The sequence below is a fragment of the Streptomyces sp. A18 genome, from assembly GCF_059026065.1.
The window spans coordinates 414747-441647 of sequence record NZ_JBWLKL010000003.1; the positions used below are offsets into that span (position 1 = coordinate 414747).

At 71.6% G+C, this 26901-nt stretch carries 23 protein-coding genes, 3 tRNA genes and 1 pseudogene; 11 read left to right on the forward strand and 16 right to left on the reverse strand.

What is annotated here, in order from left to right; genetic code table 11:
• Positions 1–31: 31 nt before the first annotated feature.
• The 3 genes from AC5P1C_RS07525 to AC5P1C_RS07535 all read right to left on the reverse strand — a co-directional run bounded on the left by AC5P1C_RS07525 (position 32) and on the right by AC5P1C_RS07535 (position 435).
• Positions 32–108, reverse strand: a tRNA-Ile gene (locus AC5P1C_RS07525).
• A 176-nt stretch (positions 109–284) separates the two neighbouring features.
• A tRNA-Asn gene (locus AC5P1C_RS07530) sits at positions 285–357 on the reverse strand.
• Positions 358–362: 5 nt separating this feature from the next.
• A tRNA-Asn gene (locus AC5P1C_RS07535) sits at positions 363–435 on the reverse strand.
• Positions 436–603: 168 nt separating this feature from the next.
• On the opposite strand from AC5P1C_RS07535, the gene AC5P1C_RS07540 reads away from it, so the two are divergent.
• The 4 genes from AC5P1C_RS07540 (at position 604) to AC5P1C_RS07555 (ending at position 6274) form a co-directional block, all read left to right on the forward strand.
• Entirely contained in the window at positions 604–915 is a 312-nt protein-coding gene (locus AC5P1C_RS07540; RefSeq protein ID WP_493864861.1) for a YtxH domain-containing protein, read from the forward strand.
• Positions 916–977: 62 nt separating this feature from the next.
• A complete protein-coding gene (locus AC5P1C_RS07545; RefSeq protein WP_493864862.1) occupies positions 978–2417 on the forward strand; it encodes a xylulokinase in 1440 nt (479 codons plus the stop codon).
• A gap of 204 nt (positions 2418–2621) precedes the next feature.
• Complete coding sequence (locus tag AC5P1C_RS07550; RefSeq protein ID WP_493864863.1) at positions 2622–4355, forward strand: ABC transporter ATP-binding protein; 1734 nt, start codon at positions 2622–2624, stop codon at positions 4353–4355.
• Positions 4355–6274: an ABC transporter ATP-binding protein gene (locus AC5P1C_RS07555; RefSeq protein WP_493864864.1), complete on the forward strand. Its 1920-nt coding sequence runs from the start codon at positions 4355–4357 to the stop codon at positions 6272–6274. The genes AC5P1C_RS07550 and AC5P1C_RS07555 overlap by 1 nt, the downstream gene beginning before the upstream one ends.
• Positions 6275–6288: 14 nt before the next feature.
• Here the strand turns inward: AC5P1C_RS07555 and AC5P1C_RS07560 are convergent, their stop codons facing one another.
• From AC5P1C_RS07560 to AC5P1C_RS07580, 5 genes are all read right to left on the reverse strand, one after another.
• Entirely contained in the window at positions 6289–7617 is a 1329-nt protein-coding gene (locus AC5P1C_RS07560; protein ID WP_493864865.1) for an RNA polymerase sigma factor, read from the reverse strand.
• Between the two features lie 254 nt (positions 7618–7871).
• Positions 7872–9779 carry a DNA primase gene (gene dnaG, locus AC5P1C_RS07565; protein WP_493864866.1) on the reverse strand — a complete coding sequence of 636 codons (1908 nt, stop codon included), beginning with the start codon at positions 9777–9779 and terminating at the stop codon, positions 7872–7874.
• 43 nt (positions 9780–9822) lie between these two features.
• Positions 9823–11085: an NAD(P)/FAD-dependent oxidoreductase gene (locus AC5P1C_RS07570; protein WP_493864867.1), complete on the reverse strand. Its 1263-nt coding sequence runs from the start codon at positions 11083–11085 to the stop codon at positions 9823–9825.
• 129 nt (positions 11086–11214) lie between these two features.
• Positions 11215–12528: a deoxyguanosinetriphosphate triphosphohydrolase gene (locus tag AC5P1C_RS07575; RefSeq protein WP_493864868.1), complete on the reverse strand. Its 1314-nt coding sequence runs from the start codon at positions 12526–12528 to the stop codon at positions 11215–11217.
• 58 nt (positions 12529–12586) lie between these two features.
• Positions 12587–13525 (reverse strand): sirohydrochlorin chelatase, encoded by a 939-nt coding sequence (locus tag AC5P1C_RS07580; protein ID WP_493864869.1) that lies wholly within the window; start codon positions 13523–13525, stop codon positions 12587–12589.
• Between the two features lie 323 nt (positions 13526–13848).
• Here AC5P1C_RS07580 and AC5P1C_RS07585 point away from each other — a divergent pair, with 323 nt between their 5' ends.
• Together AC5P1C_RS07585 and AC5P1C_RS07590 are read left to right on the forward strand one after the other, a co-directional pair.
• Entirely contained in the window at positions 13849–14448 is a 600-nt protein-coding gene (locus AC5P1C_RS07585) for a SanA/YdcF family protein (RefSeq protein ID WP_493864985.1), read from the forward strand.
• A gap of 246 nt (positions 14449–14694) precedes the next feature.
• The gene (locus AC5P1C_RS07590; protein ID WP_493864870.1) at positions 14695–16809 is read left to right on the forward strand and encodes a molybdopterin oxidoreductase family protein; all 2115 of its coding nucleotides are present in this window, start codon (positions 14695–14697) and stop codon (positions 16807–16809) included.
• A gap of 80 nt (positions 16810–16889) precedes the next feature.
• Here the strand turns inward: AC5P1C_RS07590 and AC5P1C_RS07595 are convergent.
• The 4 genes and pseudogenes from AC5P1C_RS07595 to cutA all read right to left on the reverse strand — a co-directional run.
• Positions 16890–16940, reverse strand: a pseudogene (locus AC5P1C_RS07595) (hypothetical protein); the annotation flags it as partial.
• Between the two features lie 25 nt (positions 16941–16965).
• Positions 16966–17262, reverse strand: a complete 297-nt coding sequence (locus tag AC5P1C_RS07600) for a DUF6355 family natural product biosynthesis protein (RefSeq protein WP_493864871.1) — start codon at positions 17260–17262, stop codon at positions 16966–16968.
• A 234-nt stretch (positions 17263–17496) separates the two neighbouring features.
• Positions 17497–17934, reverse strand: coding sequence for a gamma-glutamylcyclotransferase family protein (locus AC5P1C_RS07605; RefSeq protein ID WP_493864872.1), 438 nt, complete (start codon positions 17932–17934; stop codon positions 17497–17499).
• Positions 17931–18326 carry a divalent-cation tolerance protein CutA gene (gene cutA, locus AC5P1C_RS07610; protein ID WP_493864873.1) on the reverse strand — a complete coding sequence of 132 codons (396 nt, stop codon included), beginning with the start codon at positions 18324–18326 and terminating at the stop codon, positions 17931–17933. The genes AC5P1C_RS07605 and cutA overlap by 4 nt, the downstream gene beginning before the upstream one ends.
• Before the next feature lie 217 nt (positions 18327–18543).
• On the opposite strand from cutA, the gene AC5P1C_RS07615 reads away from it, so the two are divergent.
• Together AC5P1C_RS07615 and AC5P1C_RS07620 are read left to right on the forward strand one after the other, a co-directional pair.
• On the forward strand, positions 18544–19299 hold the full coding sequence (locus AC5P1C_RS07615; RefSeq protein ID WP_493864874.1) for a hypothetical protein: 756 nt from the start codon (positions 18544–18546) through the stop codon (positions 19297–19299).
• Complete coding sequence (locus tag AC5P1C_RS07620; RefSeq protein WP_493864875.1) at positions 19296–20612, forward strand: sensor histidine kinase; 1317 nt, start codon at positions 19296–19298, stop codon at positions 20610–20612. The genes AC5P1C_RS07615 and AC5P1C_RS07620 overlap by 4 nt, the downstream gene beginning before the upstream one ends.
• Positions 20613–20692: 80 nt before the next feature.
• Here AC5P1C_RS07620 and AC5P1C_RS07625 read toward each other — a convergent pair whose 3' ends face one another.
• A complete protein-coding gene (locus AC5P1C_RS07625; RefSeq protein WP_493864876.1) occupies positions 20693–21355 on the reverse strand; it encodes an NADPH-dependent FMN reductase in 663 nt (220 codons plus the stop codon).
• A 253-nt stretch (positions 21356–21608) separates the two neighbouring features.
• Here AC5P1C_RS07625 and AC5P1C_RS07630 point away from each other — a divergent pair, with 253 nt between their 5' ends.
• The 3 genes from AC5P1C_RS07630 to AC5P1C_RS07640 all read left to right on the forward strand — a co-directional run bounded on the left by AC5P1C_RS07630 (position 21609) and on the right by AC5P1C_RS07640 (position 24167).
• Positions 21609–22394, forward strand: a complete 786-nt coding sequence (locus AC5P1C_RS07630) for an aminotransferase class IV family protein (RefSeq protein WP_493864877.1) — start codon at positions 21609–21611, stop codon at positions 22392–22394.
• A gap of 321 nt (positions 22395–22715) precedes the next feature.
• Positions 22716–23282 carry a GVDTG sorting domain-containing protein gene (locus AC5P1C_RS07635; RefSeq protein ID WP_493864878.1) on the forward strand — a complete coding sequence of 189 codons (567 nt, stop codon included), beginning with the start codon at positions 22716–22718 and terminating at the stop codon, positions 23280–23282.
• A 126-nt stretch (positions 23283–23408) separates the two neighbouring features.
• Positions 23409–24167, forward strand: coding sequence for a class F sortase (locus AC5P1C_RS07640; protein ID WP_493864879.1), 759 nt, complete (start codon positions 23409–23411; stop codon positions 24165–24167).
• Positions 24168–24224: 57 nt separating this feature from the next.
• Here the strand turns inward: AC5P1C_RS07640 and AC5P1C_RS07645 are convergent, their stop codons facing one another.
• The 3 genes from AC5P1C_RS07645 to AC5P1C_RS07655 form a co-directional block, all read right to left on the reverse strand.
• The gene (locus AC5P1C_RS07645; protein WP_493864880.1) at positions 24225–25007 is read right to left on the reverse strand and encodes a sulfite exporter TauE/SafE family protein; all 783 of its coding nucleotides are present in this window, start codon (positions 25005–25007) and stop codon (positions 24225–24227) included.
• A 145-nt stretch (positions 25008–25152) separates the two neighbouring features.
• Positions 25153–25344 carry a hypothetical protein gene (locus AC5P1C_RS07650; RefSeq protein WP_493864881.1) on the reverse strand — a complete coding sequence of 64 codons (192 nt, stop codon included), beginning with the start codon at positions 25342–25344 and terminating at the stop codon, positions 25153–25155.
• Between the two features lie 92 nt (positions 25345–25436).
• A complete protein-coding gene (locus tag AC5P1C_RS07655; protein ID WP_493864882.1) occupies positions 25437–26891 on the reverse strand; it encodes a ferredoxin reductase family protein in 1455 nt (484 codons plus the stop codon).
• Between the last annotated feature and the right edge of the window lie 10 nt (positions 26892–26901).

Below are 26901 nucleotides of genomic sequence, written 5' to 3' on the forward strand. Positions count from 1 at the left end.
CAGGTGGAATCGTTCCTGCGCCCCAGCGCTGTGGTGGGGCGGGTGGGACTCGAACCCACGGCCGACGGATTATGAGTCCGCTGCTCTAACCGGCTGAGCTACCGCCCCTTAACGGCGCGTCGCGCACATTTGTGCGCGCCGTCTGCCGCAGCATAGCCGCTCATACGATCTCCTGCTTCGGATGGTCGGCATCGCTCGACCATGAGGACCGCAGGGCTGCCCGCATGGTTCCACCAGGCACGAAAAAGGACCCTTGAGGGCAATCTCAAGGGTCCTTCTCACAGCTCTCCCGACTGGACTCGAACCAGTAACCTGCCGGTTAACAGCCGGCTGCTCTGCCAATTGAGCTACAGGAGACCGAGCTCCCCCGACTGGACTCGAACCAGTAACCTGCCGGTTAACAGCCGGCTGCTCTGCCAATTGAGCTACAGGGGATCGTCTCGTTGCATCGAACGCACCTAGCTGGGAACTCTCCAGGCGGCGGGCGGTCGCTGCGACACATACATTAGCGCAAGCAGGGGGGTGCTCCGCCAATCGGTATCCCCACCGCCGACGCAGAGCAGCCGACGAGCGACAGACGCTCGACGCCGACGCAAGGGAAGGGTGGCAGCCATGCGCTACCGGCTCACATTCGTGGCGGGACTGGCTCTCGGGTACGTGCTCGGGACCCGGGCCGGACGCGAGCGCTACGAACAGCTGAAGAAGTCCGCCCGTGAGTTCGCGCAGAACCCGGCCGTGCGCAACACCGTGGAGTCCGCGACCCAGCAGGGCCGCGACGTGGCGGGCAAGGCCTTCCACTCCGTGTCCGAGAAGGTGGGGGACCGGGTTCCCGACTCGGTGGCCGACCGGGTGCGCTCGCTGCGCGAGCGCGGGCAGAGCGGCGCCGAGGACGACTGGGGCACCAGTAACACGTAGCCGGAGCTTCTCCTGGGAGCTGAGGTACGGGGGACGTCGCGCGGTGCGGCAGAATTCCTGACATGGGGATAGTCGCAGGGTTGGACAGTTCGCCCGATTTCACGCGCATCGTGGTCTGTGACGCGGACACGGGCGCCGTACTCAAGCAGGGCTACGCCCCGCATCCGACGGAGGGCCCTGATGGCGGGGGGCGTCCCTCGGACGTGGATCCGCAGGCCTGGCTGCTCTCGCTCGGCGAGGCAGCCGGGGGCGGGCTGCTGGAAGGCGTGCAGGCCATCGGCGTCTCCGCGCAGCAGAACGCGGTCATCCCCCTGGACCAGCACGGCAACACCGTGCGGCCCGCGCTCGTCGGCAACGACCGGCGGACGCAGGTCGCCGCCGCCGACCTGATCGACGGGCTCGGCAGCCGCGAGGCCTGGGCCCAGGCCGTCGGCTGCGTGCCGCAGGCGGCGCACCCCGTGACGAAGCTGCGCTGGCTCGCGAAGACCGAGCCGGAGGCTGCGCAGCGCGTCGCCTCCCTCATGCAGGCGCACGACTGGCTGGTGTGGCAGCTCCTCGGCAGGCCCGCGCGGCGCACCACCGACCGCGGCGGCGCCTCCGGGACCGGCTACTGGTCGGCGGCGACGGGTTCGTACCGCCCCGATCTCGTCGACCTCGCGCTCGGCCACCAGGTGATGCTGCCCGAGGTGATCGGTCCCGCGGACGCGGCGGGGACGACTCCCGAGGGACTGCTGATCTCGGCGGGGACCGGCGAGACGATGGCGGCGGCGTTCGGGCTCGGGGTCCAACAGGGCGACGCGGTCGTCTCCTTGGGGGCTTCGGGTTCCGTGATGGCCGTGCACCACGAGGCGCTCGTCGACCCGAGCGGGATCATCACCTCGCTCGCGGACGCCACCGGCATGCATCTGCCGGTGGTGCACACGCTGAACGCGGTGCGGGTGCTGCGGGGTGCCGCGGAGATGCTCGGGGTCGCCGACCTCGAAGGGCTCTCCGATCTGGCCATGAAGTCGACGCCGGGTGCGCACGGGCTCGTACTCCTGCCGTATCTGGAGGGCGAGAAGACGCCGAACCTGCCGCACGCGGCGGGCACCCTGACCGGCCTGCGGCGCGAGTCGATGCGCCCGGAGCATCTTGCGCGGGCGGCCTTCGAGGGCATGCTGTGCGGGCTCGGTGACGCGCTCGACGTGCTGCGGGGGCGTGGCGTGGAGGTGCGCCGGGTCTTCCTGCTCGGCGCGGCGGCGGAGCTGCCCGCGGTGCAGGCCGCGGCGCCGATGCTGTTCGGTACGCAGGTCGTGGTGCCGCAGCCCGCGGACTACGCGGCGATCGGTGCGGCGCGGCAGGCGGCCTGGGCCCTGAACGGCCAACTGCCGTACTGGCAGGGGGCGTCCGCGCAGGTCTTCGAGCCGGGCGAGGAACACGCCGTGGGCCAGGCGGTACGCCAGCAGTACCGGACCGTGCGGGAGCAGTCGCATCCTGGGGCGTTCGAGGCGAGCGGGTTCTAGAGCGCCCCGTGAGGGGCGCGGGGCTGTGACATGTGCGGCTCCGCCGCGTGGGCGCGACAAGCCCCGACGCGCCCGCAGGGGCGTGCCCACTTCTTGACCCAGGCAACATTTTTACCGGGTCATGGCTTAATCGGTTGCGCAGCCCCAGGTGCGGTATCGGAGGATGGAGGCGCCCCCGCCAGAAACCGCCTCTCGAGAGACCCCGTGCTCATACGACTCCTACGGGCCCATCTGGTTCCGTACAAGAAGCCCATCGCCTTGCTGGTGCTGCTGCAGTTCCTGCAGACGTGCGCATCGCTCTACTTGCCCACGCTCAACGCCGACATCATCGACAAGGGTGTGGTGAAGGGGGACACGGGCTACATCCTGTCCTTCGGCGGCGTCATGATCGCCGTCACCGTGGCCCAGGTGGTCTGCAACGTGGGCGCCGTCTATTACGGCGCACGGACCGCCTCCGCGCTCGGCCGTGACGTCCGAGCCGCCGTCTTCGACCGCGTGCAGTCCTTCTCCGCCCGGGAGTTGGGGCAGTTCGGCGCGCCGTCCCTGATCACCCGGACCACGAACGACGTCCAGCAGGTCCAGATGCTGGTCCTGATGTCGTTCACGCTGATGGTGTCGGCGCCGATCATGTGCGTCGGCGGCATCATCATGGCCCTCGGTCTCGACGTACCGCTGTCGGGTGTCCTGATCGCGGTCGTGCCCGTCCTGGCGATCTGCGTGAGCCTCATCGTGAAGCGTCTTCGCCCGCTCTTCCGGACCATGCAGGAGCGCCTGGACACCGTGAACCGCGTGCTGCGCGAGCAGATCACCGGCAACCGCGTCATCCGCGCCTTCGTCCGCGACGCGTACGAGAAGGACCGCTTCCGCAAGGCCAACGCCGAACTGACCGACGTGTCGCTCGGCACCGGCAAGCTGCTCGCCCTGATGTTCCCGATCGTCATGACGGTCGTGAACGTCTCGTCGATCGCCGTGGTGTGGTTCGGCGCGCACCGCATCGACAGCGGCGGCATGCAGATCGGGGCGCTCACCGCGTTCCTCGCGTATCTGATGCAGATCGTGATGTCCGTGATGATGGCCACCTTCATGTTCATGATGGTGCCGCGCGCCGAGGTCTGTGCCGAGCGCATCGAGGAGGTCCTGGACACCGAGAGCAGCGTGGTGCCCCCGGCCTCCCCCGTACGGGAGTTGCGCCGCCACGGCCACCTGGAGATCCGCGACGCGGGCTTCCGCTACCCCGGCGCCGAGGAGCCCGTCCTGAAGGCCATCGGCCTGGTCGCGCGGCCCGGTGAGACGACCGCCGTGATCGGGTCGACCGGCAGCGGCAAGTCGACGCTGCTCAGCCTGGTGCCGCGGCTCATCGACACCACCGAGGGCGAGGTCCTGGTGGACGGCGTGCCCGTGCACACCATCGAGCCCGCGCTGCTGGCGCGGACGGTGGGCCTGGTGCCGCAGAAGCCGTACCTCTTCGCCGGTACCGTCGCCACCAATCTCCGCTACGGGAACCCGCACGCGACGGACGAGGACCTCTGGCACGCCCTTGAGGTCGCCCAGGCCAAGGGCTTCGTCGAGAGCCTGGAGGAGGGCCTGGACGCGCCCATCTCCCAGGGCGGCACGAACGTCTCCGGCGGTCAGCGCCAGCGCCTCGCGATCGCCAGGACGCTGGTGCAGCGCCCGGAGATCTATCTCTTCGACGACTCCTTCTCGGCCCTCGACTACGCGACCGACGCCGCCCTGCGCGCCGCGCTCGGCCGCGAGACCGCCGAGGCGACCGTCGTGATCGTCGCCCAGCGCGTGGCGACGATCAGGGACGCCGACCGCATCATCGTCCTGGACGAGGGCCGGGTCGTGGGGACGGGACGCCATCACGAGCTGATGGAGAGCAATGAGACCTACCGGGAGATCGTGCTCTCCCAGCTGACGGAAGCGGAGGCCGCGTAATGGCCGGTCCGGGCGGACAGATGATGGGGCCGGACTCCCGGTCGATGGATTTCAAGGGGTCCGGCAAGCGGCTCCTCGCGCAGTTCAAGCCCGAGCGCGCGACGATGTACGGGATGATCGGCGCCGGAGTGCTCAGCGTGGCGCTCACGGTGCTCGGCCCGAAGATCCTCGGCAAGGCGACCGACCTGCTCTTCGCGGGCATCGTCGGCCGTGACATGCCGGACGGCGTGACCAAGGACCAGGCCATCGAGAGCCTGCGCGACAAGGGCGACGGCGGCATGGCCGACATGCTCTCCGGGGTCGACTTCACGCCGGGCGAGGGCATCGACTTCGGAGCCGTGGGCGAGGTGCTGCTGCTCGCACTCGGCGTGTTCCTGATCGCGGGCCTGCTGATGGCCGTGTCGACGCGGCTCTCGAACCGCGCCATCAACAAGACCGTCTTCAAGATGCGCGGCGACGTCCAGGAGAAGCTGTCGCGGCTGCCTCTGTCGTACTTCGACAAGCGGCAGCGCGGCGAGGTGCTCAGCAGGGCGACGAACGACCTCGACAACATCGGCCAGACCCTGCAGCAGACCATGGGCCAGCTGGTGAACTCACTGCTCACCATCGTCGGCGTACTGATCATGATGTTCTACGTCTCGCCGCTGCTCGCCCTGGTGGCGCTGGTGACCGTGCCGCTGTCGTTCTACGTGGCGACGAAGGTCGGCAAGCGCTCGCAGCCGCAGTTCGTGCAGCAGTGGAAGTCCACCGGCAAGCTCAACGCGCACATCGAGGAGATGTACACCGGGCACAACCTGGTGAAGGTCTTCGGGCGCCAGGAGGAGTCGGCGAAGGCGTTCGCCGAGCAGAACGACGCGCTGTACGAGGCCGGGTTCAAGGCGCAGTTCAACAGCGGGGCCATGCAGCCGCTGATGTTCTTCATGTCGAACCTGAACTACGTGCTCGTGGCCGTGGTGGGTGGCCTGCGGGTCGCGTCCGGCGCGCTTTCGATCGGTGACGTGCAGGCGTTCATCCAGTACTCGCGGCAGTTCTCGATGCCGCTGACGCAGGTCGCCTCGATGGCGAACCTGGTGCAGTCCGGTGTCGCGTCCGCCGAGCGGATCTTCGAACTGCTCGACGCGGAGGAGCAGGAGGCCGACCCGGTGCCCGGGGCGCGCCCCGACCAGCTGCGCGGCCGGGTCGAGATGGACCAGGTGTCCTTCCGCTACGAGAAGGACAAGCCGCTCATCGAGGACCTGTCCCTGAAGGTCGATCCCGGCCACACGGTGGCCATCGTCGGTCCGACCGGCGCGGGCAAGACCACGCTGGTCAATCTCCTGATGCGGTTCTACGAGGTCACCGGCGGGCGCATCACGCTCGACGGCGTCGACATCGCGAAGATGTCGCGTGCCGAACTGCGGTCCGGCATCGGCATGGTGCTCCAGGACACCTGGCTGTTCGGCGGCACCATCGCGGAGAACATCGCGTACGGAGCGGCCAAGGACGTCACACGCGAGGAGATCGAGGAGGCGGCGCGGGCGGCCCACGCCGACCGCTTCTGCCGCACGCTGCCCGACGGCTACGACACGGTGATCGACGACGAGGGCACAGGGGTCAGCGCGGGCGAGAAGCAGCTGATCACGATCGCGCGGGCGTTCCTTTCCGACCCGGTGATCCTGGTCCTCGACGAGGCGACGAGCTCGGTCGACACCCGTACGGAGGTGCTCATCCAGAAGGCGATGGCGCGGCTCGCCCACGGGCGGACCTCGTTCGTCATCGCGCACCGGCTCTCCACGATCCGCGACGCGGACACCATCCTGGTGATGGAGAACGGGGCGATCGTGGAACAGGGCACGCATGACGCGCTACTGGCCGCGGGCGGGGCGTACGAGCGGCTGTACAAGGCCCAGTTCGCGGAGGCTGTGGCTGAGGTCGACTGATCCCGGTTCCCGGTTCAGTCGAGGTAGCCCCTCAGCTGGTCCGCGAAGGCGTGGTCCCGCAGTTTGTTGAGGGTCTTGGATTCGATCTGGCGTATGCGTTCGCGTGTCACGCCGAAGATCCGGCCGATCTCCTCCAGGGTGCGGGGCCTGCCGTCCGCGAGGCCGTAGCGCAGTTGGACCACCTTGCGTTCGCGCTCGCCGAGCGTGGAGAGCACCGCCTCCAGGTGCTCCCGCAGGAGGAGGAAGGCCGCGGACTCGACGGGGCTGGTCGCGTCGCCGTCCTCGATGAGGTCGCCGAGCGCGACGTCGTCCTCCTCGCCCACGGGTGCGTGCAGCGACACCGGCTCCTGGGCCAGGCGCAGGACTTCGCTGACCCGCTCGTGCGGCAGGTCCAGGTGGGCCGCGACCTCTTGGGGGGTCGGTTCGTACCCCCGCTCCTGGAGCATGCGGCGCTGGACGCGCACGACGCGGTTGATCAGTTCGACGACGTGCACGGGGACGCGGATGGTGCGGGCCTGGTCGGCGAGGGCCCGCGACATCGCCTGGCGGATCCACCAGGTCGCGTACGTGGAGAACTTGTAGCCGCGCGCGTAGTCGAACTTCTCTACTGCCCTGATCAGGCCCAGGTTTCCCTCCTGGACGAGGTCGAGCATCGTCAGTCCGCGCCCTACGTACCGCTTGGCCACGGAGACGACCAGGCGGAGGTTGGCCTCGATCAGGCGGCGCTTGGCCATTCGGCCCACGACGACCAACTTGTCCAGGTCGAGGGCGAGTTGCGAGTCCAGGTCGGTGGCGAGGCGCAGCTTCTCCTCGGCGAAGAGACCGGCCTCGACGCCACGCGCGAGCTCCACTTCCTCCGCCGCCGTGAGCAGCGGGATCCGGCCTATCTCGCGCAGATACTGGCGGAACAGGTCGGACGACGGGCCGCCGGCATCGGCGCGGCTGCGGGGCGCGGGCGGCAGGGGCAGCTCGCCGCTGTCCGGTTCGAGCGCCTCCGGGGCCTCCGGGGGTTCGGGTGCCGTCTCCGCTCCGGGACTTTCGGGACCCGCCTCCGGGTGCCGCGCGGCGCGGCTCTGCTGCGGTACGGCCGCTATGACGTCCGTCTCCGCCGCCGGCCCCGCCTCCGCTTCCGCGGGGACGGCGGTCTCGGTCTGGGTGAGGGTCTGGGTCTGCACGGGGGCGACCTCCATGATGATCGCTGCTGAGGCGTGCGGCAGCGGTACAGCGGGATCGGCTTCGGCGGCCTCGCCGCTGTCCGTCCCGAACACGATGTGTGGAATCGCGGGTTCACCGGAACCGCATCCGCTGTCTGCGGGCCGGCCGCGCTCCGAGGACTCAGGCACCGCAACCCAGTGTGGGGTACGACACACGGCCGCCACGAGGGGCGTGCGGTGACTTTTTGAGTCCGGTCCGTGACCGCGTGGTTACCCGACGGGTAACCAGCCGGGCGTACGCGAACCTCAGACCTCGCCCCGGACGGGGCGCGATCCCGTCCTGTGGCGAGGAGGCGGGGCGCACCCGAGCGCGGGATGCCGCCGGGCGACGACGGGCGCGGCCCCTGCCGGGCGGAGTACCGGCCGACTCCCCGAGCGGGAGCTCAGAGCGCGTCCGCGCCGCGCTCGCGCAGCGCCCGCGCGTACTGCTGGAGGACCCACAACTCGTTCTGGACGGCCGCCAGTTGCGCGGCGTCGCCCTGCGTGGTCAGGCGGGTCAGGCTGCCCTGGACGTCGCGGATGCGGCGGTCGACGGCGCGCAGCCGGACCTGGACGAGCTGGATGCCCGCGTAGATCTCGTCCACCTGCTTGCGCAGGATCGCCTCGACGGCCAGCTCCGTGACCATCGCGCGGACCGTGTCGTCCGGCGCGGCGTCCAGGACGCGGGCGAGGTAGGTCTGCGACTCGGGGATGCCCGCCTCGGCGCCGCCCGCCTCCTCGACGCACTGGCGCACCGCTGCGTACGGCGGTGCCGTGAACTCGTCCACGCCGTACGCGTCGAAGGCCGGGGAGACCAACTCCGGGCGCTGGAGGGCCAGTTTGAGCAGCTCGCGCTCGGTGCGGTGGGCGGGGCTGCGCAGAGTGAGCGCGGGGCCGGATGGCGCGGCGGGCGCCGTGGCCTCGTACTGCCGGCCCTGGTGCGTGCGCTGCTGTTGCGGGGCCGGGCCCCTGCCGCCGCGGTCGCGGGCCCAGCGCGCCAGCTGGGCGACGCGCTTGACCACGAACTGGGTGTCCATGATGCCGAGCATCCCGGCGAGCTGGACGGCTGATTCGTGCTGGATCGCGATGTTCTTGATGCCCGCGACGATCGGTGCGGCTTCGTCCAGGGCGGCGGCGCGCCCGGCCGGGGTGTTCAGGTTGTGCCGCGCGACCATCTGGCGGATCGCGAACTCGAAGAGCGGGGTGCGGGATTCGACCAGCGACTTCACGGCCACGTCGCCCTGCGCGAGGCGCAGTTCGCAGGGGTCCATGCCGCCAGGAGTGATGGCGATGGACGTCTCGGCGGCGAACTTCTGGTCGTCCTCGAAGGCCCGGAGAGCGGCCTTCTGCCCTGCCGCGTCACCGTCGAAGGTGAAGATCACCTCGGCCGTGGCGTTGTCCATGAGGAGGCGGCGGAGGATCTTGATGTGGTCGCCGCCGAAGGCCGTGCCACAGGTCGCGATGGCGGTCGTGATGCCGGCGAGGTGGCAGGCCATCACGTCCGTGTACCCCTCGACCACGACCGCACTGCTGGTCTTGGCGATCTCCTTCTTGGCGAGGTCGATGCCGTACAGGACCTGGGACTTCTTGTAGATCGCCGTCTCGGGCGTGTTCAGGTACTTCGGGCCGTTGTCGTCCTCGCGCAGCTTGCGCGCGCCGAAGCCGACCACCTCGCCGCTGATGTCGCGGATCGGCCACATCAGACGGCCGCGGAAGCGGTCGATGGGTCCGCGGCGGCCCTCCTGGGAGATGCCGGAGAGGGTGAGCTCCTTGTCGGTGAAGCCCTTGCCGCGCAGATACCGGGTGAGGTGGTCCCAGCCCGCCGGGCTGTAGCCGACGCCGAAGTGCGCTGCGGCGGCCTGGTCGAAGCCGCGCTCGGCCAGGAACTTCCGGCCGATCTCCGCCTCGGGGCTCTCCAGCTGCTCCACGTAGAACTGGGCGGCGATCTTGTGGGCCTCTACGAGGCGGATGCGCTCCCCGCGCTGGTTCGAGGGGTTGTACCCGCCCTCTTCGTACCGCAGCGTGATGCCCGCCTGGGCGGCGAGGCGCTCGACCGTCTCCGAGAAGGTGAGGTGGTCGATCTTCATCACGAAGGCGATCGTGTCGCCGCCTTCCTGGCAGCCGAAGCAGTGGAAGAGACCCTTGCTGGGGCTGACCTGGAAGGACGGTGACTTCTCGTCGTGGAAGGGGCACAGGCCCTTGAGGTTGCCGCCGCCCGCGCTGCGCAGCTGGAGGTAGTCGGAGACCACGGCGTCGATCGGGACCGCGTCCCGAACCGCCTTCACGTCCTCGTCATTGATCCTGCCAGCCACGTTGGAATACTACGGCCCGGCTGTGACACTCCTGCCAGGCCCGTCACTGAAGCAGCGACTCCAGGGGGACGGACGGGTCCGAGAGGGACTCGGCGGGCGGCGTCGCGCCCGTGCGGATCAGCTTCTGGATGGTGTCCGTGACGTCCCACACATTCACGTTCATCCCGGCGAGGATCCGTCCCTCGCTCAGCCAGAAGGCGACGAACTCCCGCTTCCCCGCGTCGCCTCGGACCACGACCTGGTCGTACGAACCCGGCGGCGCCCACCCCGAGTACTCCAGGCCCACGTCGTACTGATCGGAGAAGAAGTAGGGCACCCGGTCGTACGTCACGTCCTTGCCGAGCATCGCGCGGGCCGCGGCCGGGCCGCCGTTCAGGGCGTTCGCCCAGTGCTCCACGCGCAGCCTCGTGTCGAAGAGCGGGTGCTGGACGGCGGCCACGTCGCCCGCCGCGAAGATGTCCGGGTCCGAGGTCCGCAGGGAGGTGTCGACCACGACGCCGCCGCCGTGCGCGCGGTCGGCGATCTCGAGACCGGCGGCCTCGGCGAGCGCGGTGCGCGGGGCCGCGCCGATCGCGGCGAGGACGTCGTGCGCCGGGTGCTCCTCACCGTCGTCCGTGCGGGCGGCGAGGACCAGGCCGTCCTCCCCCGCGATCTCGGTGAGCGTGGCACCGAAGTGGAAGCGGACGCCGTGCTCGGCGTGCAGGTCGGTGAACATCTGGCCGAGCTCGGGGCCCAGGACCGCGTGCAGCGGCGTGGCCTGCGGCTCGACGACGGTGACCTCCGCGCCGTACGTCCGCGCGGCGGCGGCGACCTCCAGGCCGATCCAGCCCGCTCCGGCGATCACCAGGTGGCCGTTGTCACGGCCGAGACTGGCGAGAACCTGACGCAGGCGGTCGGCGTGCGCGAGACGGCGCAGGTGGTGCACGCCCACCAGGCCGGTGCCGGGGACGTCCAGGCGGCGCGGCTCGGCGCCGGTGGCCAGGAGGAGTTTGTCGTAGTGGATGACGGCGCGGTCACCGAGGTGGACGGCCTTGGCCGCGCGGTCGATGGAGACGACGGTCTGGCCGAGGTGCAGCTCCACGTCCGACTGCGCGTACCAGGCGGGTTCGTGGACGAAGACGCTGTCGCGCTCCTCCTTGCCCAGGAGATATCCCTTCGACAGGGGTGGGCGCTCGTACGGGTGGTCGCGTTCGTCGCCGATGAGGATCACCCGGCCGGTGAAGCCCTCGGACCGGAGTGTCTCGGCCGCTTTCGCGCCCGCGAGACCTCCTCCGACAATGACGAACGTCTGATCCGCGTCGACCACTTGATGCCTCCTCAAAGCCTTGCCGTCAGGGGGGAGCGTCCCGCACGGAGCGTGATGGGGGAAGGGGTTGCGACCCGATCCGGCCAGTTTTCGTCACGCCCCGTGGTCGATCGGCTCATTCCGCATATGTCAGGGGTGTCGTGCCGTGAGCCGCGCGTGCAGGGAGCGCGCGGCGGCGTCCGTGAGCGACGCGATCTGGTCGACGACCACGCGCAGCGCCGCGCGGTCGTCCGTCGCCGAGTCGTAGAGCGCGCGGAACTGCGGGTCGAGCCCTTCGGGGGCGCGGGCGGTGAGCGCGTCGGCCAGCTCGGCGACGACGATCCGCTGGTCCGCGCGGAGCCGCTCCTGCGCGGGGCGCTGCATCACGTAGCGGTCGGCGACGGCCTTGAGGACCGCGCACTCGTGGCGTGCCTCGCGCGGGACGACGAGCTCGGCCGCGTACCGCGTGAGGGGGCCCTTGCCGTACCGCGCGCGGGTGGCGCTCTCCGCCGCCAGGCAGAAGTGGCCGATGAGCTGGCTCGTGGCGTCCTTCAGGCGGCCCTGTGCGATCGCCGAGCCGTCGTACCCATGCGGCCACCACTCCTGTTCCAGGAGGCGGTCGAGGGCCTCGGAGAGCTCTTCGGGGTCCGTGTCCGCAGGTACGTAGCGACCGATGGCCACGGCGAAGATGTCCTGGCGCTCGGGCTCCGCGTGCAGCAGGTTCGGGTCGAGGTGTCCGGCGTGCAGGCCGTCCTCGATGTCGTGCACCGAGTACGCGACGTCGTCCGACCAGTCCATGACCTGGGCCTCGAAGCAGATGCGGCGGTTGGGGGCCTCCTTGCGGATCCAGTCGAAGACCGGCCGGTCGTCTTCGTAGACCCCGAACTTGGGGGAATCGAGGTCGGTGGGGTGGGCGCCGCGCGGCCAGGGGTACTTGGTGGCGGCGTCCAGGGCCGCGCGGGTCAGATTGAGCCCCACGCTGACCAGTTCATCGGTCTCCTGACTCCGTACGAAGCGCTTCGGCTCGATGCGGGTGAGGAGCCGCAGGGACTGGGCGTTGCCCTCGAAGCCGCCGCAGCTCTGGGCGACTTCGTTCAGCGCCTGCTCGCCGTTGTGCCCGAAGGGCGGGTGGCCCATGTCGTGCGAGAGGCAGGCGGTCTCCACCAGGTCGGGGTCGCAGCCGAGGGCCGCGCCGAGCTCGCGGCCGACCTGGGCGCACTCCAGGGAGTGCGTCAGGCGGGTGCGGGCGCTGGCGTCCCACGCTTCGTTGCTGCGCGTGCCGGGGGTGACCACCTGGGTCTTTCCGGCGAGGCGGCGCAGCGCGGAGGAGTGCAGGACGCGCGCGCGGTCCCGCTGGAAGGCGGTGCGCCCCGGGCGTTTGTCCGGCTCGGTGGCCCATCGCTCGACGGCGGCCTCGTCATAGGCCGCCTCGTGGTCGTACGCATGCGGTGCAGTGCCTTCCATGCACCGACAGTAAACGCAAGCAGTGACAAAGGGGGCTTCAGGGCCCCTCGATCGCCCGTCAGGCGGAGGTCAGCTGACGGGGCGGAACCTGCGTGGCGGCCGGGGTCGCGGTGGCCGGAGTGGCGCTCGCCGTGGCCGTGGCGCGGGCCTGGTCGTAGCGGTGCAGGAGGAGGCGGGCCATGGCCGGGTGGGCGCCGAGCGGGGCCGACGCGATCCAGGGCGCGACGTCGGCGCACTGTGTGGCGAAGCGGCCGGGCGCCGTGAAGTACGAGGCCACGGCGGTGCGGTGCCGGCCGCGTGCGGCGAGGGCACGCACGGCCGCGGGCACGCTGAGCGCGGAGGCCGCGGTCGGCGAGGCGTACGCGGGGACCACCGGTACGCCGAGCCGCTGGGCGAGGAGGTCCGCGGTACGGCGGGTGTCCGTGGCCGATTCCGGATCGCGGGAGCCCGCCGCGGCGAGGACCACTCCGGCCGTGCGCCGGCCCGCCTTGCCGAGCCGGGCAGGCCAGCCCGCTTCGACGAGCCGCTCGTACAGGGCGTCGACGAGCAGCGGGTGCGGGCCGAGCGGGGCGGTGACCCGCGTGTCGAGGTGCGGCGCCGCGGCGGCGGCCTCGGGGATGTCGTGCTTGACGTGGTAGCCGCGGCCGAGCAGCAGCGGTACGAGGACGGCGGAGCCGGTCGCGGCGTCGAGGGTGTCGGTGAGCAGCGGCTCGTTCAGCTCGATGTGGCCGAGGCCCACGGTGAGTCCGGGCCGCAGCTCGCGGACGCGTTCGAGGAGCGCCGTGACGGTGGCAAGGGCGCGGGGGTCACGGCTGCCGTGGGCGACGACGACGAGGCCGGGGGCTGGTGCGGGCGCCGGTGCCGTGCGGCGCCTGCCGTCGCGCGACACGAGGGCGAGCTGACTGCCGAGCTGGCGGGTGATTCGGTCCATGATGTGCGCCGTACTTTCGAGAGGGGTGCTGCCGGACTCGTCGCGAAGAGGGTTCGACGGCGTCATGGACCGAGGATGGCCGCGGCGTATTGCGGTCGCGTTGCGCGCCGGTGACGGGTGCTTTCGGCCTGGCTCACCGATGGTGCCGCCGCGTTGTCAGTGCGGTCGCCTACCGTTGTCCACAGTGATCGGATCGGGGGATCCGGCGTCGGGCACGGGGGATCGGGATGGAGCGGCCGGGGTGGATGCGGCGGTCCGGGGCGTCGGGGCCGTCCGGCGGGTCGGAGCCGTTCCGGGTGCGGGCCTGGGCCCGCGGATGTGTGGCCCGCGTCGGCCGCCTGCGCCTTCCGCGTACGCGGCGGGGGCAGCGACGGGCCGTGCAGGTCGTCATGGCTCTCTGCGTGGTGGCGCTGCTGCCCGCTACCTGGCTGTTCGTGACGACCGAGGGCCGACTGCACACGACGGCTGACGTGCCGCGCACGCGGATCGCGGTCGTCTTCGGCGCCGGGCTGTGGGAGGGCGAGCCGTCGCCTTATCTCGCGCACCGGCTTGACGCGGCGGCGGAGTTGTACGAGGCGGGGCGCATAGAGGTCGTGCTCGTCACCGGCGACAACAGCCGCGAGGAGTACGACGAGCCGGACGCCATGCGTGCGTACCTCACCGAGCGCGGCGTACCGGACCGGCGGATCGTCAGCGACTACGCGGGCTTCGACACCTGGGACTCGTGCGTGCGCGCCAAGAAGGTGTTCGGCGTCGACCGGGCGGTGCTGATCAGCCAGGGCTTCCACATACGCAGGGCCGTCGCGCTCTGCGGCGCGGCGGGCATCTCGTCGTACGGCGTCGGGGTCGACGCCAAGCACGACGCGACCTGGTACTACGGCGGGGCGAGGGAGGTCCTCGCGGCGGGCAAGGCGGCGCTCGACGCGGCGTTTCAACCGGATCCGCGGTTCCTGGGGCCCCGTGAGCCGGGCCTGGCCCCTGGGCCTTGAGCAGGGTTGCGTCTGTCTTCTTCCGCTCGCCGCTTCCGCCGGGTGCGGGTCGTGGTCCGTCCTCGCGCAGTTCCTCGCGCCCCTGAAGGGCTCACAGCCGGGTGCGGGGCGTGGGCCCTCCTCGCGCAGTTCCCCGCGCTGCTCAAGGGGCTCACAGCCGGGTGTGGGGCTCGCTGAGGTCGGCTTACCGCGGGTGTAACGCGATCGCGTCGGGGGGCGTAACAAGACCGGCGGACCCTGGGTCGTATGCACACCAAGGCGACACCGACCCACTGTCCGTACTGCGCGCTGCAATGCGGGATGAGCCTGGCCGCAGGGCCCGGCGGGGTGGAGGTCGTGGAGCGTCCCGAGTTCCCCGTGAACGGGGGCGCGCTGTGCGGCAAGGGCCGCACGGCGCCCGCTGTGCTCTCCTCCCGGGTGCGCCTGACCGAGCCACTCGTCCGATCCCACGCCACGGGACTGCTCGAACCGGCCACCTGGGAGGAGGCCGTCGACCGGGTCGCCGAGGGGCTGTCCCGCACGCGCGCGGAACACGGCGCGGACGCGTGCGGGGTGTTCGGTGGCGGAGGCCTGACCAACGAGAAGGCGTACGCCCTGGGGAAGTTCGCGCGGGTCGCGCTCGGCACGTCGCAGATCGACTACAACGGCCGGTTCTGCATGTCGTCGGCGGCAGCGGCGGGCCAGCGGGCCTTCGGGCTCGACCGCGGCCTGCCGTTCCCCCTTGAGGACATCCCGCGCACCGGCTGCGTGATCCTCGTCGGCTCGAACCTCGCGGAGACGATGCCGCCCGCGCTGCGGTATCTGACGGAGCTGAAGGCGAACGGCGGCAAGCTGATCGTCATCGACCCGCGCAGGACCCGCACCGCCGAGCAGGCCGACCTGCATCTGGCGCCGCGCCCCGGAACCGACCTCGCCCTCGCGCTCGGCCTGCTGCACCTCGTGGTGGCCGAGGGCCGGACGGACGCCGCGTTCATCGAGGAGCGCACCAGCGGCTGGGAGGAGGCGCGGGCGGCGGCGATGGCGCACTGGCCGGAGTACGTGGAGCGGATCAGCGGCGTCCCCGTGCCCCAGCTCCGGGACGCGATGCGGATGTTCTGCGACTCCGAGGCCTCGATGGTGCTCACCGCGCGCGGGCCCGAGCAGCAGTCCAAGGGGACGGACACGGTGGGCGCATGGATCAACCTCTGCCTCGCGACGGGCAACGCGGGCCGCCCGCTCGCCGGGTACGGCTGCCTGACCGGGCAGGGCAACGGGCAGGGCGGACGCGAACACGGCCAGAAGGCCGACCAGTTGCCCGGCTACCGCAAGCTGACGGATCCGGCGGCGCGGGCGCATGTGGCGGGCGTGTGGGGCGTCGACCCCGACTCGCTCCCCGGCCCCGGCCGGTCCGCGTACGAACTGCTCGACGCGCTCGGCGGGGACATCAAGGCCCTGCTCCTGATGGGCTCCAACCCGGTCGTCTCGGCGCCGCGCGCCGCGCACGTGGAGGAGCGGCTGCGGTCGCTCGACTTCCTCGCGGTGGCGGACGTCGTGCTCTCCGAGACGGCCCAACTGGCGGATGTCGTCCTGCCGGTGACCCAGTGGGCCGAGGAGACGGGGACGGTCACGAACCTGGAGGGGCGAGTGCTGCTGCGCCGCAGGGCGGTGAGTGCGCCTGCCGGCGTACGGAGCGACCTGGACGTGCTCCACGGCCTCGCCGCCCGCCTCGGCCACGAGAAGGGCTTCCCGACGGACCCGGAGGAGGTCTTCGACGAGCTGCGCCGGGCGAGCGCGGGCGGGGCGGCGGACTACTCGGGGATCTCGTACGCGCGGTTGAAGGAGGGGAACGGGGAGGGGGTGTTCTGGCCCTGCCCCGCGATCGAGGGCGGAGGCGACACGGAGGACGAGACGGGTGGCGCCGTGCATCCCGGTACTCCCCGCCTCTTCCTCGACCGGTTCGCCACCGAGGACGGGCGTGCGCGGTTCGTGCCGGTGACGCACCGGGGCGCCGACGAGGAGCCGGACGCGGAGTATCCCGTGCTCCTGACCACCGGACGGGTCCTCGCGCAGTACCAGTCGGGGGCACAGACGCGCCGCGTCGACGAGCTCAACTCCGCCGCCCCCGGCCCCTTCGTGGAGCTGCATCCGCGGCTCGCCGCGCGCCTGGAGGTCGGCGAGGGCGAGCCGGTGAGCGTCGTCTCGCGGCGGGGGCGGGCCGTCGCCCCGGCACGGATCACGAGCACGATCCGCTCGGACACCGTCTTCATGCCGTTCCACTGGCCGGGCGAGGGCCGGGCCAACTCCCTGACGAATCCGGCACTTGATCCGGTGTCGCGGATGCCGGAGTTCAAGGTGTGCGCGGTGCGGCTGGAGCGGGCGTAACGGCCGGACATGACGGCGGGCCGGGGGTGCGCCCCGGCCCGCCGTCATGCGCGTGCGTACGGAAATCGGCCCGCACGAAGTCAGACCCGCACGAAGTCGGCCCGTACGAAGTCGGCCCGTACGAAGTCAGACCCTACGAAGTCAGACCCTACGAAGTCAGCAGGTACGCCCGACGTAGTGCGCGCCCTGGATCTTGCTCGCCGAACCCAGCCAGCTCTTGCCCGGACCGACACAGCGCTCGTAGTCGGGGGCGAGGGCCACTCGCACGTGGATGACGACGTTCGAGCCGTCGCTCGTGCAGTGGTTGTAGAACGCGTCGCTGCCGGTCTCGTAGAACCCGCACGGGTTCATGACGGCGGTCGGGGCGTGAGCGGACGCGGTGGCCGCCACGGGGAGGCCGAGGGTGAGGGCGACGGCGCCGACGAGGGCCGGCAGCGAACGGCGAAGGCTCATGGGGCAACTCCTGCTGAGGACGTGGTGCTCACGCACCGACTCGCGCACCGACTGGTGCACACGGAGAGTGCCACAGCGCTCACCTCTCGTGATCATGCGCTTCGCGCGCGTCGCTCGCACGGGTGACGGAGTCCACCGGATCGAGTGTGCAGGCGTTTGAGCTGCGACTTCCGCGCCCCGGCCCGGCCGTCCTCCGCGCCCCGGCCCGGCTGTCCGAGCCCAGGCGGAACCTCCTCAGCGCCCCGCCCGGAACGACGCCCAGTCCCCTCCCCCGATCACCGCTCCCGCAGCACGCAGCCGCGCCGCCACCCGCGGGGCCGCCACGTACACCCACGCGCGCGCAGTCGCCCCGTCCAGGAGGGTCACCTCGCGCACGACACGCTCGTACAGGTTGCGGGGGTCGCCCGGTGCGTAGTCCTCCAGTACGTCGAGATCCGCGAGGAGCCGCTCGTAGGCGGAGGGCCGTGCGGCGATCAACTCGCCGCGCACCGGGCCGCCTTCGGGATCCTCCACCAGGTACGGATAGCCCGGCCCTTCGTAGAGGACCGCGCCCGCGAGCCTGGCCGGCACTTCGGCCTCGGCGCTGCCGCGCACGTAGACGTCGTGGTTCGGCTCCCCGGGCCGCAGCGTTCCGTACACGAAGAACGGCAGCCGGTCCGACCGTGGCGTCACTCGGCCGTCTCCCGCTCCACCCACTCCAGGTACGCCGCACTCCCCCGCACGACCGGCGTCGCGATGATCTCCGGGGTGTCGTAGTCGTGCGCCTCGGTCAGCCAGGCCTCGAGAGCCTCGTACCGTGCGGCGGCCGTCTTGAACAGCACCTGCCATTCCCGCGCTTCCTCGATCTCGCCCTCCCACCGGTAGACGGAGATCACGGGCCCGGCGATCTGCGCGCACGCGGCGAGCCGCGCCGCCACGGCGCCGCTCGCCAGGGCTTCCGCCTTCTGGGCGGTGTCGGTCGTGGTCAGCACGGTGAGCACCGCGGCCCGCCCGGGTCCGGGCCCGGATTCGGCTCCTTCGGCTTCGGCTTCGGCTTCGGGTCCGTTTTCGTACGTCGGCGTCATGCACCGATTCTCTCCGGACGGGCCGAGGAGAGGGTCCGGGAAGGTCCGGAGGGTCCTGGAGGGTGCGGCAGTGCGGGCGGGAAGGAAGCCGGGAAGGGAACAAAGGTCCACCGGACAGGCCTAAGGTCCCGATCTCCGCGTTTCCACCCTGCTTACCCCGGCCTGTTACACAATCTCCCGTTTCCCGTGATGGACGCTTCCTACCGTCGGTAGAGCCATGAACCTCACCTGCCCCCACCGCCGCCTCCTGCGCCGCGCCGCCCTCTTCGCCGTCGCGGCGGCCGTCGTGCTGGCCGGATGCGGCAGCGTGGACGGTCTCGCCGCCGGTGAGCCCGCGCCGTCCGTGTCCGTGCAGCCGCGCCCCGAACCGCTCTGGCCCGCCTGGTCGGGTACGTCGTCCAAGGGGCCCGGCGCCGACGCCGCCACCCACGAGCCGCCGCCCGAGCCCCTGGAAGGGCTGCCGAAGCTGGGCAAGGACGGGCTCGGCGCGGAGGACTTCCGCAAGGTCCTGCGGGCCGACCCGCGGATGAAGCCGCTCGCCGACAGCGGCGAGATCGAGAGGCCCGGCCGGGTAGGACTCCGGCCGCCGCTCCTGACGGACCTGACCGGCGACGGGCGGCCCGAACTACTCGTGGCCGGCGACACGGAGAGCGGACGGAGCGTCCTCGTCGTCTACCGGGAGCACGAGGGCCGCGTCTATCCGATCCTGCTCACCGCGGGCAAGCGCGTGGGCGTCGAGACGCTCGGCCGGGACCTGCTGGTGCGCAGCCCGTGCTCGGACGGCGGCGAGCAGGCGGTGCGGTTCCACTGGGACGGCGTACGGATGTCCACGGTGAGCGACAACAAGAGCTACAAGAAGACGCAGGGCTCCGACGGCGCCCCGTCATCACCGAAGCCCACTCCGGAGCCTTCGGGCGGCACGGACGGTACGGGCAGCACGGGCAGCACCGGCAGCACGGGCGGGCAGCGGTGAAGGGCATCGCCTGGCGCGACATCGCACGGCGCGGCATCGCCCGGCGCGCCCGCGCCGCGCTCAACGCCCTCGGCCTGCGCTGGAAGATCGCCGCTCTGCTCGCCCTGGGCTGCGCGGTCGTCGCCGTCGCCATCGGGATCCTCGTCCACCAGGCCCGCCTCGACCAGGTCTCGGCGAGCGCCAGGTCCGGGGCCGTGGCGCAGTTGGTGCGGGTGCGCCAGCTGTACGAGCTGACGGGGCAGGTCGACACCGCGGGCGACGCCCGTACGGACGCCGCCATCGACGCGCCCGACCTGCCCGCGTCGCTGCGGGCCGCGGCCCTGGACGGGCGGCGGACCACGTATCTCGACATGGGCGCCGCCGATCCCGTCGTGTGGGCGGCACGGCCGGTCGGCGACCATGTGCTCTCCGTCCGCGAGCCGCTGGCCGAACAGGCCACGGAGATGGCCGAGTTCGACCGGCAGCTGCTGGTCTCGGGTGCCGTCGTCGTCGTCCTCGCGGCGCTCGGCGGTGCCGCTCTTGCCAGCCGCCTCAGCCGTGAGCTGCGGTCCGCCGCGGCCACCGCGCGCCGCATCAGCCAGGGCGATCTGGACGCCCGTATCGACCATCCGCGGGCGCCGGGCAGCAGGCCGGGCAAGGACGAGGTGGCCGAACTGGCCACTGCGGTCGACACGATGGCCGCGTCCCTGCAGCAGCGCCTCGAGGCCGAGCAGCGCTTCACGGCGGATGTCGCCCACGAGCTGCGCACCCCGCTGACCGGTCTGCATACCGCGGCCGAGCTGCTGCCGCAGAGCCGCCCCACGGAACTCGTGCGCGACCGGGTGCTCGCCCTGTGCACCCTCACCGAGGACCTGCTCGAAGTGGCGCGGCTCGACGCGGAGATGGAGCGGCCGGACCTGGACACGCATCCGCTGGGCCCGCTGGCCGAGGGGATCGTGCAGCGGTCGGGGTGCCCCGTGCGGTTCGCGGCGGCGAGCGGGCCCGACGACACGTTCGTACGCACCGACGCGCGCCGCCTGGAGCGGATCATCGCCAACCTCGTCGCCAACGCCCGCAGGCACGGCGCCGACCCGGTCGACGTACGGGTGGCCGGGCCCGTGGTCACGGTCAGCGACCAGGGGCCCGGCTTCCCCGAGCACCTCCTGAAGGACGGCCCTCGGCGCTTCCAGACCGGCGCCCGCGAGCGCGGCCAGGGCACGGGCCTCGGCCTGACGATCGCGTTCGGCCAGGCGCAGGCCATCGGCGCGCGGGTGGAGCTGCGCAATGCGGAGAGCGGCGGGGCGGTGGCGTCGGTGCACCTGCCGGAGGCGTAACTGCCCCTCCCACTCTGCCCCTCTCGCTGCCCCTCCCGCTGCCTCTCTCTCCGTCCCTCCCTTTACCCCTCCCTCCGGTCTCAACTGCCGTACGGGCGGACCTCCTTGGCGGCACGCAGCGCCCACGCCCACCAGTGGAGCTGGTCGAGCATCGACTTGGCGGCGGCGTTCGCGGCGGTCGGGTCCTTGTGGGTGCCGTCGTCGGCGAAGAGGGCGCCCGCGTTGTGGAAGGAGACGGTGTCGCGAACCGTCATGGTGTGCAGCTCGGCGAAGACCGGACGCAGGTGCTCGACCGCGCGCAGACCGCCGGAGAGACCGCCGTAGGAGACGAAGGCGAGGGGCTTGGCCTGCCATTCGGCTTTGTGCCAGTCGATGAGGTTCTTCAGGGCCGCTGGGTAGGAGTGGTTGTACTCCGGGGTGAGGACGACGAAGGCGTCGGCCGCGGCCAGCTTCGGGGTGACCTTGTCGAGTTCGGCGAGCGTCTCGGGGGACGGGTTGAAGGAGAGTGCGGTCGGCAACTGGGATTCGGCCAGGTCGACGACGTCCACCTCGAAGTCCGCGTGCTCGCGGATCCGGGCCAGGAGCCAGTCGGCGACGATCGGCCCGAAGCGGCCCTCGCGGTTGCTCCCGATGATGACAGCGACGCGGAGGGCCGTGCCCGGCGTCTCCGGCGTCGCCTGTGTGGCGGACGTCGCGGGCGTGGCGATGGACGTGGAGTCAGCGGCAAGCGTGTTCTGGGTCATGGAAGGAGCGTCGTTGCTCAACCATGGTTGAGGTCAAGCGGCTCCTCCGGTGAATTGGGCGTGCGCCCTGCCACGGCCCCTTTTCCCTTTCGGCGTGCGGCTGCCACCGCTCGTTCGGCTGCCACCGCTCGTGCGGGCTGCCACCGCTCGTGTGGCGGCCACCGCCCCTGCGGCTGCCACCGCTCGTGTAGCTGCCACCACTCCCTCTCCCTCCCCCCGCCCGGCCCCTCCCCCACGTCGTACGGTGAAGCCCATGACAACTCCCGCGCCTCTGCAACGCCTTGAGATCGACGGCCGGGCCGCCACCGCCGACCGACTGCTGTGGCCCGCTCTCGGCGGTGTCGGACACTTCACCGCGATGCAGGTCAGGGGCGGCGCGACACGCGGGCTCGGGCTGCACCTGGCCCGGCTCGACTCGGCCACGCGCGAGCTCTTCGACCGGGAGCTCGACGGCGAGTACGTCCGCGAGCTCGTCCGGCACGTGCTCCGCGACGACATCGCCGACGCGTCCGTACGCGTCCACGTCCACGCACCGGAGGGTGATCCGTCCGTGATGGTGACCGTCCGGGCGCCGGGCGGGATGCCCGAGCACCCGCAGGCCCTGCGGTCGGCCCCCTACCTGCGGCCCTTCCCGCACATCAAGCATCTGGGCGGCTTCGGGCAGGCACGCCACGGAGAGCTCGCCCGGCGTGCGGGCTTCGACGACGCACTGCTCACCGGGCCCGACGGGACGATCAGCGAGGGCGCCGTCACGAACATCGGCTTCTACGACGGCTCGGAGATCGTCTGGCCCGACGCCCCCTGCCTGAGCGGCGTCACCCTGCAGCTGCTCGAACCGCGGCTCGCGGCTGCCGGGCTTCCCTCACGCCGGGCGCCGGTCACGCTCGCGGACCTCTCCTCGTACTCGGCCGTCTTCGTCACGAACGCGCGGGGGATCGCGCCGGTGCGGCGGATCGACTCCACGGAGTTCGCGGTCGACGAGAAGCTGATGGGGACGCTGGCCGGGCTGTACGCCGATGTTCCCTGGGACGCTCTCTGAGGCGGGCTCAGGTCCGCGGGGACGGAACGGCCAAAGGACCGGGAGAGGGCTCGGGTGTGGGCCCTGCGGGGTGGCGGGTCACCCATTCACAGGCGCCGTGCGCGCCCTTCGGACACTTCTCGGCGACACGCCGGGTGACCTGCTGGAACGTTCCCGTCGAAGCGTCAGGAGCCGCTCCACCACAGAGTTTCTGACGGATCCTCAGGAGGCGTGCGCCGCCGAGTGCCACTTACCTCGGAGCAGCGGGGTTCGACCGACGCAGCGGCACTTGGGGGTGCCGCGGGCCGTGCCCTCTGAAGGCCCCTCGGAGGAGCAAGCACGATGCGCAAAGCCCGCCTGCTGACCACTGCCGCGCTCGCCGTCGCATCGGCGGGCCTGCTGACGCCCCCCGCCGCCGCGGCGGCGCTCGCCGCCGGTGGCGGCCTGGAGATCCATCCCGCCACGGTCATGCCCGGCTCATCGGTCACCGTGAACACCAGCGCGTGCGGCAGCGGAGGGACGGCGTCGGGCGATGCGAGCGCGGTCGGCGCGGGCACGTTCACGCTGGCGCCGGGCACGCACGAGGAGCGCGAGGAGAAGGAGGAGAGCGCCGTGGGCCAGTTCAAGGTGCCGCCCGAGGCCCAGCCCGGCACCTACGAGATCGTCGCGAAGTGCTCCGGTTCCGGCGCGGACGGCAAGGAGGTGGCGGGCGATCTGATCGTGACGATCACCTCGACAGCCGCCGCCCGTGAGCAGCAGGTGACCCCGAAGGGACACGTGAAGACGGGGGTCGGCGGCACTCTGGGCCCCGACCCCGTGCAGACCGCGGCGGGTGTGGCGGCGCTTGCCGTCGCCGCCGCGGGCGGTACCTGGCTCCTGCATCGCCGGGCGAGAGGCGACAGGATCTGACGGACACCCTCCGCTGTCCACCGGTACCGCCAGCCCCCTCCCTCTCCGGGTCCGCCTGTCCCTCGTGGATCCGGAGAGGGATGCGGGGACCGGCCTCCCCGAACCCTGAGGGGGACGAGTCGAGTGATGCGCAGACAGAGCCCGAGTGAGTCGAGTGATCCGAGTGAGCCGAGTGAGTCAGGCGGCTCGGATGGTTCGCGGTCGGATGGTTCGCGGTCGGACGGCCCACGGGGGAAGGCCGCTGCCCGGAAGCCCAACGGCAGGAAGGTCCTCAACTCCGCGATAGGCGCGGTCACCGTCCTGGCCCTGTGTGCCGGGGCGTGGCTGCTGCACAACGGCGCCGAGTCCCGCCCGCCGCCCCAGCCGTCCGCCGCGCAGGCCGCGTCGGCGGATCCCCCTTCCGGCCGCGCCTCGTCCGCCCCGGCGCTCCCCCCGTCCCCGCCGGACCGCATCCGGATCTCCTCGATCCGGGTCGACGCGCCCCTCATGGGGCTCGGCCTCACGCCGCAGGGCAGCCTCGACGTACCGCCTCCGAAGAAGACGAACCTCGCGGGCTGGTACGAGTCGGGGACGACGCCCGGCGAGACCGGCACCGCGATCGTGGCGGGCCACGTCGACAACGCCGATGGGCCGTCCGTCTTCTACGACCTGGGCGGCCTGACCAGGGGCCGCACCATCGAGATCGAGCGCAGGGACGGCAGCGTCGCGGTGTTCACGGTCGACGCGAACGAGGTCTACGACGCGAAGAAGTTCCCCGACGACAAGGTGTACGGGGCTGCGGACCGGCCGGAGCTGCGCGTGATCACGTGCGGCGGGAGCTATTCGAGGAAGACGGGCTATCAGGGCAATGTGGTGGTGTTCGCGCACCTGACGGGCGTGCGGTGACGCCTGCCGCGGCGGGGCGCGGGTGAGGAGCCGGCCGGTGCGGGGCTGGTGTTCGCCCTAGGCCAGCCACTGCTCGTACGCCATCTTGGCCACGAGCCCGAACACCGTGGTGAGCAGCACGATCCGGACGAAACCGCTGCCCTTCTTCAGCGCGGTGTGCGCGCCGAGCATGCCGCCCGCGAGGTTGAAGACGGCCATCAGACCGGCCAGTTGCCACAGGACCGCGCCCTGCCAGGCGAACATCGCGAGGGCGCCCGCGTTGGTGCAGCAGTTGACGATCTTGGCGGTGGCGGATGCGGACACCAGGTCGAGGTGGAGTACGGCGGTCAGCGCCAGCACCAGGAAGGTGCCGGTGCCGGGTCCGATGAGTCCGTCGTAGAACCCGATGCCGAGGCCCGCGAGGCCGATGGCGGCGAGGATGCGCCGGGGCGAGACGGGCCGGGCGGGGGGTGCGGTGCCGAAGGCGGGCCTGAAGATGACGAAGGCCCCGACGCCGAGCAGCACCACCATGATCACGGGCTTGAGCACCTCGGTGCTCATGCCTGCGGCGAAGAAGGCGCCGCCCATCGACCCCGCGAGCGCGGCGAGACCGATCCGCACGGCCGTGCGCACATCGACGGGCGTCTTCCTTACGTACGTCACCGCGGCGCCGGTGGTGCCGACGATGGCGACGGCCTTGTTCGTCCCCAGGGCGTGCGCGGCCGGGGTCGATCCCGGAAGCCCGAGCAGCAGGGCGGGCAGGAGGAGCAGCCCGCCACCGCCGACCACCGCGTCGATCCAGCCGGCCGCGAGGGCGGCGATGCAGAGGACGACGACGGTGGTCAGTGATATGTCGGGCATGATCGTGACCCTATGGAGGGGTGATCATGGCGTCCACGGAATTCAGGGAGAGTTGAGGGACTTCAGAGGTTCGGCCAGGGGTTCGGTCAGAGGTCTGGGTCAAAGGTTTCGGTCAGAGGTTTCGGTCAGAGGTTTCGGTTTCCCCTCAGGGAGCCGCCTGCGGTGCCGGGACTCCCGCCGGGGCTCGATCGGGGGCAGGCGGGGACGCCGGGTCGACCGTGAGCGCGAGGACCGTGGCGACCAGCGCGCTCGCTCCGGCGAGGCCCGTCACCAGCTTGCGGCGGGCCTGTGGGGTGGGGCCCTGGGCAGGGCGTACGGGCTTGCGGTGACGTCCCATTGCAGCTGGCAGCCCTCTCGGATGTGATCAGCAGGCGGTCAGACGGTGGTCGGAAGGCGTTCGAAAGGCGGGCGGAAGGCGGGCGGAGCCCGTCAGAAGGTGAAGCACTCGGCGTGGATGTGCTCTTCGGGCACCCCGGCGCGTACGAGCGCGGCGGTGGCCGATGCCGTCATCCCGGGCGGCCCGCACAGATAGACGTCGTGCTCGGCGAGGTCCGGGATCAGGTTGCGCAGGGCTTGTGTTGCGAGGGGGTCGAAGGAGGCGTCGGAGCGACCCAGCAGATAGTGCAGCCCCGCTCCCCTGCTCCTGGCGATCTCCTCCAGCTCCTCGCGCAGCACGAGCTGCTCGGCGCTGCCTGCCCGGTAGAGCAGGGTGACGTCCCCAGGACCGCCGGGCACCGTCTCGAACAGCGCCCGCAGCGGGGTGATCCCCACCCCGCCCGCGAGCAGCAGCACCTTCCTCCTCGTACGCCGATGAGCGGTCAGCGCGCCGAAGGGCCCCGTGGCGAGCACCCGTGTTCCCGGCTTCAGCCGCCGCATGCGGCGTGTGTGATCACCGAGGGCCTTCACGGTGATCCTGAGGGTGTCGTCGCGCACGGGCGCGGACAGCGAGAACGGCAGCGCGGTGTGCCAGAGCCTGCGCCGCAGGAAGCGCCAGCGGAAGAACTGGCCGGGTTCGGCCCGCAGTTCGTCGAGCCCGATGCCCTGCATCACGACGGACACCACGCCGGGCCCTTCGTCGCGTACGTCGATGACGCGCAGGCTGTGCTTCAGTGCCTGCCGTACGGGCACGACGACGCGGTACCAGACGAGCAGGACCGCCACAGTCGCATGCAGCATCGACCACGCCCAGACGGTGAGGATGCCGCCCGCCACGTCCGGCCCGGCGAGCTGGTGCACGAAGCCGAGCGCCGCGCCGAGGTAGGTCAGCAGATGCACCGCCCGCCATGTCTCGTGCGGAACGCGGCGCCGCATCGCGCGCGCCGAGGTGACGCCGACGGCCATGAGCAGGGCGGTGCCGACCGCGGCGAGGGCGAGGCCTGGATATCCGAGCAGGTCGAGGGTGGCGCTGAGGAGGTCGGTGTCGGCGTGGGCTGCGTATCCGCAGAGGGCGAGCAGGGCGTGACCGAGGCAGAGGGTGAGGACGTAGCGACCGCCGAGGGCGTGCAGCCGCGCGAGCCGGTCGGCGCCGACGCCGTGCTCGACCGCGGGCACGCGGGCCATCAGGAACAGCATGACGAGGACTCCGTACCCGGCGAGCAGCCCGGTGAGGTGGGCCCCGGTCGCGAAGAGCACGTCGAGCCGGGCCGAGGGTTCGGCCTGCACGGCCCAGAGCGCGGTGACGGCGAGGGCGGCGGTGAGGATTCCGTTGCGGAGGGCGGTGGGGGTGAGGCGGACCGGGGGTACGGGGGCGGGGTGCCCTGGGGGCACCTCCGGCATCGGCGGCACCTCCGGTATCGGCGGAAGCTGCGGCTCCGCCGTCTGCCGCAGGTATGCGGAGAGGGCGGGATACGCGGCGAGTCGGGAGTCGGCTACCTCGGTGGTCACGGCCGCAGAC